Source organism: Streptomyces sp. ActVer, from assembly GCF_027270795.1.
Lineage (GTDB): Bacteria > Actinomycetota > Actinomycetes > Streptomycetales > Streptomycetaceae > Streptomyces > Streptomyces umbrinus_A.
Map to the genome: position 1 here is coordinate 1 of NZ_JAPWHT010000399.1, position 9,697 is coordinate 9,697.

Here is a 9,697-nt window from a genome sequence, read left to right on the forward strand (position 1 = left end):
TGACGTGCGGATAGTTGTTCACGACGTTGGAAACGGTCTTGATCGAGACGCCGGCCCGTTCGGCCACGTCCTTCAGGGTGAGTGCCGCCTCCGCGTCGAGCAGCGCCTGAAGGAAGGCGCGGTCGCCGGTCGCGGACTCGGCGGGCGAGCCCGCACGGCCGGGCGCGAGCAGGCCGACATCGAGACCGACGGAATCACCGGGGCCGGTGGGATCGCCCGAACCGGTGGGATCGCCGGGATCGGCAGGGGCGGCAGCTGTCACTGGAACTCCAGGAAGACCGTTTCGCCTTCGCCCTGAAGGCGGATGTCGAAACGGTACGTCCGGTTCGTGCCCTCGGCCGCGATCAGCGTGGCGCGCCGCTCGGCCGGCAGCGAGTCGAGCAGCGGGTCCGCGCCGTCGGCGAGGTACGCGCGGGTGAAGAGGTGGTGCGTCAGACCGCGCGCGAACACGCACACGCTGATGTACGGCAGCCCGGTGTTGCCCGGCGGCAGCGTGTGGAGCGCGTAGTGCCCGTCGGCGTCCGTGGGCACCCGCCCGTAGCCCGTGAAGTCGACGCCGTTGCGGCCCACGAACCCGCCCGTCGACGGATCACGGCGCATCGAGCCGGGCGCGCCCTTCAGCGAGCCGTCGGGCGCCGCCTGCCAGAAGTCCAGGAGGGCGTCGGGGATCGGCGTGCCCGCGCCGTCGAACACGTACCCGTGCAGGGTGATCGCGTCGGAGTGGCCCTGGGGCGCCACCTCGGCGCCGCCCGGGAAGGGGAGCGCGTGCCCGTAGAACGGACCGATGGTGTGGGACGGGGTGGGCAGCAGTCGCTCGGTCATGCGGGGCGGCCTTCCTCGATCCAGGTGGCGGAGGGACCGTCGAGGACGATGTCCCATGCGTAGCCCATCGAGAACTCGGGCCGCGAGAGGTCGTGGTCGTAGGCGGCGATCAGCCGGTTCCGGGCCGCCTCGTCCGTCACGGACTGGAGGATCGGGTCGTAGCGGAACAGCGGGTCGCTCGGGAAGTACATCTGCGTCACGAGCCGCTGGGTGAACGCCGTGCCGAACACCGAGAAGTGGATGTGCGCGGGCCGCCACGCGTTGGTGTGGTTGCCCCATGGGTACGGGCCCGGCTTGATCGTGGTGAACGAGTACCGGCCCTGATCGTCCGTCAGGGTCCGCCCCACACCGGTGAAGTTGGGGTCGTGCGGCGCCGGGTGCTGCTCGCGCAGATGGGCGTACCGGCCGGCGGCGTTGGCCTGCCAGATCTCGACGAGCTGGCCGCGCACGGGACGTCCGTCGCGGTCGAGCAGCCGGCCCGAGACGGTCATGCGCTCGCCGATCGGCTCGCCCCGGTGCTGGAGGGTCAGATCGCTGTCGTGCTCGGTGATGTCGGTGACCCCGAACACCGGCCCCGACAGCTCGACCGCCTCCGGGTCGCCCCCGCTCACGGCGACCAGCGGCTGCTTGGGGTGGCGCAGGAGCGAGCTGCGGTACGGCGCGTAGTCGCGCCGCGGGTGGTGCAGGACCGGGGCGCCGCCGGCGACCGCCTTGTCGTACGTGTCCTGGAGATCCTTGATCTCGATGTCGATGTCCGACTGGGTGAGAGCCATGAGGGTTCCTAACGCTCCAGTACGAGGGCGAGGCCCTGGCCGACGCCGATGCAGAGGGTGGCGACGCCGACCCCGGTGCCCTTGCGGGCGAGCTGGTGCGCCACGGTCCCGGCGAGCCGGGCGCCGGACGCGCCCAGCGGGTGGCCGAGCGCGATGGCACCGCCCTGCGGGTTGAGGATCGCCGGGTCGAACTCGGGCCACTCGGCGACACAGCCCAGGACCTGCGCGGCGAACGCCTCGTTCAGTTCAAGAGTTGACAGGTCGTCAAATCCCTTGCCCGCCTTGGCGAGTGCGCGGTTGACGGCCTCGACGGGGGCAAGTCCGAAGTAGTCCGGGTCGAGCGCGGAGACACCGGTCGCCGAGACGCGGGCGAGAGGTTCGCGGCCGGTGGCGCGCAGGCCCTCCTCGTCGACCAGGAGCAGGGCGGCGGCGCCGTCGTTCAAGGGCGACGCGTTCCCCGCGGTGACCGTGCCGTTCTCCTTGCGGAAGGACGGCTTGAGCCTGGCCATCGCGTCCAGCGACGTCGAGGCCCGTACGCATTCGTCGGCGCCGAAGACCAGCGGGTCGCCCTTGCGCTGCGGGACCGGCACCGGCGCGAGTTCGGCGTCGAACAGGCCGTCGGCCTGGGCCCGGGCGGCCTTCTGGTGGCTGCCGAGCGCGTACTCGTCCTGCTGCTCGCGGCTGATCTTGTGCTTGTCGGCGATGAGTTCGGCGGACTCGCCCAGCGGGATGGTCCACTGCGGGTCCATCCTCGGGTTGGTCATCCGCCAGCCGAGGGTGGTGGAGTACAGCTCGGTGTGCCCGGCGGGGAAGGGCTTGTCGTTCTTGGGCAGCACATAGGGGGCGCGGGTCATCGACTCCACGCCGCCCGCCAGGGCGATCGACGCGTCGCCGACCGCGATGGCGCGGGCGGCCTGGATGACTGCTTCGAGGCCGGAGGCGCACAGCCGGTTGACCGTCACGCCCGGTACGGAGGTGGGCAGCCCGGCCAGCAGTGAGGCCATGCGGGCGACGTTGCGGTTCTCCTCACCGGCGCCGTTCGCGTTGCCGAAGTACACGTCCTCGATCCGGGACGGATCCAACTCCGGCGTACGGGCGAGGAGTTCACGGATGGCGTGCGCGGCCAGGTCGTCCGGACGGACGGATGCCAGCGACCCGCTGTACTTGCCGAACGGGGTGCGGACCGCGTCGACGATGTAGACGTCCTTCACGACTGGATCTCCTCGGTGAGCTGGCCAGTGAGCTCGTCGGCGATACGGACCTTCGCGGCGGTCTTCGCCACCACCTCCTCGACGGTGACACCGGGCGCGGTCTCGACGAGCACGAGCCCCTCGTCGGTGACGTCCAGGACGCCGAGGTCGGTGATGACCCGGTTGACGCACGCCTTGCCGGTCAGCGGCAGCGCGCACTCCTGAAGGATCTTCGGCGAGCCGTCCTTGGCGGTGTGCGTCATCACCACGATCACCGTACGGGCGCCGTGGACGAGGTCCATCGCCCCGCCGATCCCGGTGATCATCTTGCCTGGGATGGCCCAGTTCGCCAGGTCCCCGCCCGCGGACACCTGCATCGCGCCGAGCACGGCGACATCGATGTGCCCGCCGCGGATCATCCCGAAGGAGAGCGACGAGTCGAAGTAGGAGGCGCCCGGCAGGACCGTGACGGTCTCCTTGCCCGCGTTGATCAGATCGGGGTCGACCTGCTCCTCGGTCGGATACGGGCCGGTGCCCAGGATCCCGTTCTCCGACTCCAGGATCACCTCCACGCCCGGCGGGAGGTAGTTGGGGATCAGCGTCGGCAGACCGATACCGAGATTCACGTACTGGCCGTCGTGAAGCTCGCGCGCGGCGCGGGCGGCCATCTCTTCCCTGCTCCAGGCCATCACGCACTCACCGTTCCCTGCGCGCCGGGCGCCGAAATCGTCCGCTTCTCGATCAGCTTGGAGTTCGCCTGCTCGGGCGTGAGGGCCAGAACCCGCTGCACGAAGATGCCCGGCAGATGCACGGCGTCCGGGTCGATCTCACCGGGTTCCACCAGCTCCTCCACCTCGGCGATCGTCAACCGCCCGGCCATCGCGGCCAGCGGGTTGAAGTTCCGGGTCGACTTGTTGAAGACGAGGTTCCCGTGCCGGTCGCCCTTGGCCGCCCGCACCAGCGCGAAGTCGGTACGGATCCCGTGCTCCAGCACATACTCCGTACCGTCGAACTCCCGCACCTCCTTGGGCGGCGAGGCGAGCGCCACCCCGCCGCTGCCGTCGTAGCGCCAGGGCAGCCCGCCGTCCGCGACCTGCGTACCCACCCCGGCCGGCGTGTAGAACGCGGGGATCCCGGCGCCACCGGCCCGCAGCCGCTCGGCCAGCGTGCCCTGCGGGATCATCTCCACCTCCAGCTCACCGGCCAGATACTGCCGCGCGAACTCCTTGTTCGCACCGATGTAGGAGCCGGTCACCCGGGCGATCCGCCCGGCGGCCAGCAGCACCGCGAGGCCCGACTCCATCGCCCCGCAGTTGTTGGAGACCACGCCCAGGCCGGAGACCCCGCGCTCGTACAACGCCTCGATCAGCACGTTCGGCACACCGCTGAGCCCGAAACCGCCGACCGCCAGGGTCGCGCCGTCGGGCACATCGGCCACTGCCTCGGCGGCTGTGGCGACCACCTTGTCCATCTGTGAAGCCTCATCTCTGCCGAGCGTCAGCGGCCCGATTAGTCAGGGCACTGAGTATTTCTTCGAGGTTTCAAACACGCTGCCATTCGAACCCCGGACCGTCAAGACCCCCAGGGAATCAGCAGCTCAGAGTCTCGTCGCGCGGCCGCGACAAAGAGAGGGCCTGCCCGGTATCGTTCAGTGCACCAACGAACAAGGAGGGCACATGGCCGCGGTGGATCTCTCCGCCCACCCCGGGCACCTGGCCCGGCGACTGCAGCAGGCGCACTACCTGCTCTGGAACACGATGGTCTCCGAGGAGATCACCTCACCCCAGTTCGCGGTCCTCAACGCGCTCGTCGCCGAACCGGGGCTCGACCAGCGCTCGGTGGGGGAGCGGGTCGGGCTCGACCGGTCCACCATCGCCGAGGTCATCAGCCGCCTCGGCCGGCGCGGACTCCTGGACAAGGTCCGCGACACCCAGGACGGCCGGCGCTTTCTGCTCCGCCTCACCGACGAGGGCGTGCGCGTCCACCGGAAACTGACGGTACGGACGGCGCGGATGAACCAGGTCTTCCTGGCACCGCTCTCCGGCGAGGAGCAGACCGTCTTCTTCGATCTGCTCCAGCGGGTGTCGGACGCGGCGGAGGGACTGCGCAACCCCGGCGCCTCGGTGGCGCCCCTCGTCACGCAGAGCTGAGGTTCAGGCCTTCGCGAACACCACCCAGACCTGGCCCTCCGCGAAGTTCATGGGACTGCCGTCCGTGGTCGTGAACGCCGTGCCGTCCTCGGCCGCCGGCCGCTTCCAGCCGGCGTCGAAGACCTTGCCGTCGCGCAGGACCTTCGCCGTCCCCGAGCCCACGGTGTTCGTGTACGGGGTGTTGTTGCCCAGGAAGTCGCGGAACGAGGACTTCCGAACGTTCACGTACTGCACGACGACCGTCGAGGCCGCCACCCGCTTGCCGTCGGTCGTGACCGTCGGACTGCCGTCCATCGACACCAGCCAGCGCTGCCGGTCCTGCGCCCAGTCGAAGGTGAAACGGGCCGCCGGGAAACGGACCGTACGCGTGCTCTCGGCCTTCCCGCCCGCGGGCGCCGCCCCGTACCGGAACCCCGTCGTCAGCGCGTCCGCTCCGGGCACGGACTTCAGGAGCCGCTCCGGGCGCAGGTAGAGGTTGTGCGGCGTGGGCTTGTCCGACCCCCGGTAGTACGCCCCCTCGTCGTCCTCCGGGGACGCCGCGCGCAGTGGCGCCCTGTCGATCAGCGGCATCAGCTTGCCCTGCGCGCCCGAGAAGGCCAGCGTCGGCTCGTTGAACTGGCGCAGCAGCTCCAGATCGGACTCGCGGGCGCTGCGCACCGGGCCGATGGCCTTCGGCAGCTTCGTCGCGTACACGGCCATCAGCCGGCTGAGACCGCCCTCCACCTGCTCCGCGTACACGATGTCCGCGGCGTCCAGGCCCGTCTGCGGCCGGGCGGCGGGGACGTTGTCGATCTTCACTGCGAGCGGTGAGGGGGCGCGGGGTGCCACGCTCTCCGGGCTGCCGCTGTCCGTGCTGTCGGGGACGTCGCCGCGCCCGTCGTCGAGCCGGTTCCCGGCTGTCGTACAGCCCGACGCCAGGGCGGCGGCCACCGTGGCAGCCAGCAGTGCCGCCGTCATCGTGCGGCGCCGCCTGAGCGCCATCCGTCCCATGCCCACCGTTGCCACCAATGCTCGTATTGATGATTGTGTGCTTATAAGTTCATTGATGGCCTTACCCGCTCGATTCTGATTGCGCGCGCTGATCGGCCGATCAGCCCAAGTTGATGACCGATCGATACATGCCGCGGGGTCCGGCGGAGACCGTCCGAGTACCCACGTGCGCCCTGTCCGCTGCCGTCCGGTCGGCGCTGGTCAGTCCCGCGGTCCCAGGATGTCCGCCAGGTCGTAGCCGACCGGCTCCTCCAACTGCGCGTAGGTGCAGCTCTCGGGCGTACGGTCCGGGCGCCAGCGGCGGAAGCGGGCCGTGTGCCGGAAGCGCTCGCCGTTCTCCATGTGCTCGTACGCCACCTCGCACACCAGCTCCGGCCGCAGCGGCAGCCAGGAGAGGTCCTTCTTGCCCGTCCACCGGCTCGGCGCGCCAGGCATCCGTGCCGACTCGTGCGCCGCACCCTCAGTCCAGGCCGCCCACGGATGTCCTGCGGCCGACTCCATCCGCAGCGGCTCCAGCTCCGTGATCAGCTCCTCGCGCCTCTTCATCGTGAACGCCGCGCACACCCCCACGTGCTGCAGCGTGCCCCCGGCGTCGTACAGGCCGAGCAGCAGCGAACCGACGACCGGCCCGCTCTTGTGGAGCCGGTAGCCCGCGACGACGACATCGGCTGTGCGCTCGTGCTTGATCTTGTACATCAGGCGCTCGTCCCGCCGGTAGGGCAGCGCGAGCGGCTTGGCGACCACCCCGTCGAGGCCCGCGCCCTCGTACTGCTCGAACCATTGCTGCGCCACCTCGATGTCCGTGGTCGCCGGCGCCACATGGACGGGAGCAGTGGCGCCGGACAGCGCCGCCACCAGCAGCGCCCGCCGGTCGCTCAGCGGAACGTCCAGCAGCGACTCGTCGGCGAGCGCGAGCAGGTCGAACGCCACGAACGACGCCGGATTCCGCTCGGAGAGCGTCTTCACCCGGGAGGCCGCCGGGTGGATGCGCTCGGTGAGCGCGTCGAAGTCGAGCCGCCCCTCGCGCGCGATCACGATCTCGCCGTCGACCACGCAACGCTCCGGCAGCCGCTCTCGCAGCGCTTCCACCAGCTCGGGGAAGTACCTGACCAGCGACTTCGTGGAACGGCTCCCGATCTCGACCTCGTCCCCGTCCCGGAAGACGATCGCCCGGAACCCGTCCCACTTCGCCTCGTAGTGCATGTCCGGCGGAATCCTCGCCACGGACTTGGCGAGCATGGGCTTCACGGGCGGCATCACCGGCAGATCCATGTTCCGATTCTGCGCGGATCGGAGATGATTCGCCCGGTGCAGGGCGTGCGCCCGACGATGCGAGGCGTGCGCCGTGCGCCTACCGTGGCTCGCATGGGAGACGCGGTGGAGCTGGAGGCGGCGGGCCGGAAGGTACGGCTGTCCAGCCCGGACAAGATCTTCTTCCCGGAGCGCGGCTTCACCAAGCGGGACCTCGCCGAGTACTACATCGCCGTCGGCCCGGGCATCCTGCGCGCACTGCGGAACCGGCCCACGACCCTGGAGCGCTACCCGGACGGCGTGACCGGCGAGTCGTTCTTCCAGAAGCGGGCGCCGAAGAACATGCCCGACTGGATCCCCACCGCGCACATCACCTTCCCCAGCGGCCGCAGCGCCGACGAGATGTGCCCCACCGAGGTCGCCGCCGTCGTGTGGGCCGCCCAGTACGGCACGCTCACCTTTCACCCCTGGCCGGTACGCCGCGACGACGTCGACCGGCCCGACGAGCTCCGCATCGACCTCGACCCTCAGCCGGGCACCGACTACGGCGACGCCGTCCGCGCCGCCCACGAACTGCGCGAAGTGCTCCACGAGTACGGGGATCTGCGCGGCTTTCCCAAGACCTCGGGCGGCCGCGGTCTGCACGTCTTCGTGCCGATCGAGCCGCGCTGGACCTTCACCCAGGTCCGCCGGGCCGCGATCGCCGTCGGACGCGAGCTGGAACGCCGGATGCCGGAGCAGGTGACCACGGCCTGGTGGAAGGAGGAGCGGGGCGAGAAGATCTTCGTCGACTACAACCAGACGGCCCGCGACCGCACCATCGCCTCCGCCTACTCCGTACGCCCCCGCCCGCACGCCCCGGTGTCGGCGCCCCTCACCTGGGACGAGGTCCCCGACGCCGTACCCCGTGACTTCGACCTCGCGACCATGCCCGCGCGCTTCGCCGAACTCGGCGATGTGCACGCGGACATGGACGAGCACGCCTACTCCCTCGAAGCCCTGCTCGAACTCGCCAGCCGTGACGAACACGACCACGGCCTGGGCGATCTGCCGTACCCGCCCGAGTACCCGAAGATGCCGGGTGAGCCGAAGCGGGTACAGCCGAGCAGGGCCAGGAAGGAGAACGGCCCTACAGCTCCTTGATACGGATGTCCCGGTACGAGACGACATCCGTCGTGCCGTGCACCTGCAGTCCGAGATAGCCGGAGGCGAACCGTCGCCCGTCCGTGCCCGGGTCGTCCGAGCGCGGCGGGGTGAAGTCCTGGCCACCGGTGTTGTCGAACTCGTTGATCAGCACACCGTTGCGGTAGATCGAGTAGTGCTGGTCCACCACACGGATCTCGTAGTCGTTCCAGGTGCCCTTCTGGGTGACGCCGGCACCGGCCAGACCCACGCGGTCGAAGCCGTAGACCGAACCGCTCTTGTACATGTCACCGGTGGGACTGTCGAACGCCTGGATCTCGTGCCCGTACTTGATGGCGACCCACTCGGGCCGGGACTCCTCGGGATGACCGTGGACGCCCGGGAACCGCACGAACACACCGGAGTTGGCGTTGCCCGTGCCCGGCGCGTCGTCACGCCACTGGAGCTTCAGCGAGAAGTCCCCGTACTTGCGCTCGGGGAACCACAGCATGCCGAGCCCGGCCTTCGTCGTGCCCGAGGTGATGCTCCCGTCGGCGTTCATGCCGAACGAACCACCGCCCACTTGCTGCCACTTGTCGAAGGACGCCTGCGTACCGTCGAGGATCGTCCGGTAGCCCTCGGTCTGGCCGGGCTTGCCGATGCCCGACTCCTCGGCCGCCTCGTTGATCAGGTCGTACTCGCGCTGGACGACGACACCTTCCTTGAGGAGGGCGTCCAGGACCGTCTTCACGTGCTTGAGGAACAGCGCGTGGGACGTCCACTCCTTCTCGTCCTCGATCAACTCGTTGATGCGACACCGGCTGTTGGTGACCCTGTTCGGCACTCCCGAGTCGACCGTCCCGACGATGACCGTCAACCGCTCGTCGTACTCGGCACAGTTGGGCGCCGGCACGCCGCCCCGGGCGATCGTGAAGTTGACCGTCCGGGCCTCCGAGGTGTTGCCCGCCTTGTCACGCGCGCGGTAGGCCACCGTGTGCGCGCCCGCCCGGTCGACGACCACGGGAGCGGTGTACGCCAGGTACGGTCCGCCGTCGAGCGAGTACTCGATCGCCGCGACCCCCGAACCGTGCGCGTCCGTCGCGGTCACCGTCACCTTGGCGCTGTTGATGTACGCCCCGGACGCGTTCTTCGTGCCCTCGACGCTCACGCCGGTCACCGGGGGAGTCTTGTCCTCGGCGGACGGCGTGACGACGGTGAAGGAGACGGACTTCTCGGCCGCCGCGTTGCCCGCCTTGTCCGTGGCCCGGAAGCGCACCTTGTGGGTGCCCACCTCGTGGACCATGACCGGGGCGGTGTACGGCTGCCAGGCACCCGCGTCACCGATCGCGTACTCGATGGTGTTGACGCCGGGACCGGTGTCGGAGGCCGTCACCGTGAC

11 protein-coding genes are annotated in these 9,697 nt (G+C 70.0%); 2 read left to right on the forward strand and 9 right to left on the reverse strand.

All coding sequences use genetic code 11. The features are described from left to right. The 6 genes from O3Q52_RS41275 to O3Q52_RS41300 form a co-directional block, all read right to left on the reverse strand. Positions 1-262 (reverse strand): LacI family DNA-binding transcriptional regulator (locus O3Q52_RS41275; RefSeq protein ID WP_269653691.1); only part of this gene is annotated, 262 nt, incomplete at its 3' end. Continuing rightward, complete coding sequence (gene pcaG / locus O3Q52_RS41280; protein ID WP_269653692.1) at positions 259-822, reverse strand: protocatechuate 3,4-dioxygenase subunit alpha; 564 nt, start codon at positions 820-822, stop codon at positions 259-261. The genes O3Q52_RS41275 and pcaG, both read right to left, overlap by 4 nt. Beyond that, on the reverse strand, positions 819-1,595 hold the full coding sequence (pcaH, locus tag O3Q52_RS41285; protein ID WP_269653693.1) for a protocatechuate 3,4-dioxygenase subunit beta: 777 nt from the start codon (positions 1,593-1,595) through the stop codon (positions 819-821). Before pcaH ends, pcaG begins: the two co-directional genes overlap by 4 nt. A gap of 8 nt (positions 1,596-1,603) precedes the next feature. Further along, positions 1,604-2,806: a thiolase family protein gene (locus tag O3Q52_RS41290; protein WP_269653694.1), complete on the reverse strand. Its 1,203-nt coding sequence runs from the start codon at positions 2,804-2,806 to the stop codon at positions 1,604-1,606. Further along, positions 2,803-3,474 (reverse strand): CoA transferase subunit B, encoded by a 672-nt coding sequence (locus tag O3Q52_RS41295; RefSeq protein ID WP_269653695.1) that lies wholly within the window; start codon positions 3,472-3,474, stop codon positions 2,803-2,805. The genes O3Q52_RS41290 and O3Q52_RS41295 overlap by 4 nt, the downstream gene beginning before the upstream one ends. After that, entirely contained in the window at positions 3,474-4,256 is a 783-nt protein-coding gene (locus O3Q52_RS41300) for a CoA transferase subunit A (RefSeq protein ID WP_269653696.1), read from the reverse strand. Before O3Q52_RS41300 ends, O3Q52_RS41295 begins: the two co-directional genes overlap by 1 nt. A gap of 205 nt (positions 4,257-4,461) precedes the next feature. Between O3Q52_RS41300 and O3Q52_RS41305 the strand changes: the two genes are divergently transcribed. After that, positions 4,462-4,935: a MarR family winged helix-turn-helix transcriptional regulator gene (locus O3Q52_RS41305; protein ID WP_269653697.1), complete on the forward strand. Its 474-nt coding sequence runs from the start codon at positions 4,462-4,464 to the stop codon at positions 4,933-4,935. Positions 4,936-4,938: 3 nt separating this feature from the next. Here the strand turns inward: O3Q52_RS41305 and O3Q52_RS41310 are convergent, their stop codons facing one another. Both O3Q52_RS41310 and O3Q52_RS41315 read right to left on the reverse strand, forming a co-directional pair. Then, entirely contained in the window at positions 4,939-5,925 is a 987-nt protein-coding gene (locus tag O3Q52_RS41310; protein ID WP_269653698.1) for a DUF3048 domain-containing protein, read from the reverse strand. A gap of 201 nt (positions 5,926-6,126) precedes the next feature. After that, positions 6,127-7,197: an ATP-dependent DNA ligase gene (locus O3Q52_RS41315; protein ID WP_269653699.1), complete on the reverse strand. Its 1,071-nt coding sequence runs from the start codon at positions 7,195-7,197 to the stop codon at positions 6,127-6,129. A gap of 93 nt (positions 7,198-7,290) precedes the next feature. Here O3Q52_RS41315 and ligD point away from each other — a divergent pair, with 93 nt between their 5' ends. Next, positions 7,291-8,319, forward strand: a complete 1,029-nt coding sequence (gene ligD, locus O3Q52_RS41320; RefSeq protein ID WP_269653700.1) for a non-homologous end-joining DNA ligase — start codon at positions 7,291-7,293, stop codon at positions 8,317-8,319. Here the strand turns inward: ligD and O3Q52_RS41325 are convergent. Next, on the reverse strand, positions 8,306-9,697 hold a 1,392-nt coding region (locus O3Q52_RS41325; RefSeq protein ID WP_269653701.1), incomplete at its 5' end, for a family 16 glycoside hydrolase. The genes ligD and O3Q52_RS41325 overlap by 14 nt on opposite strands.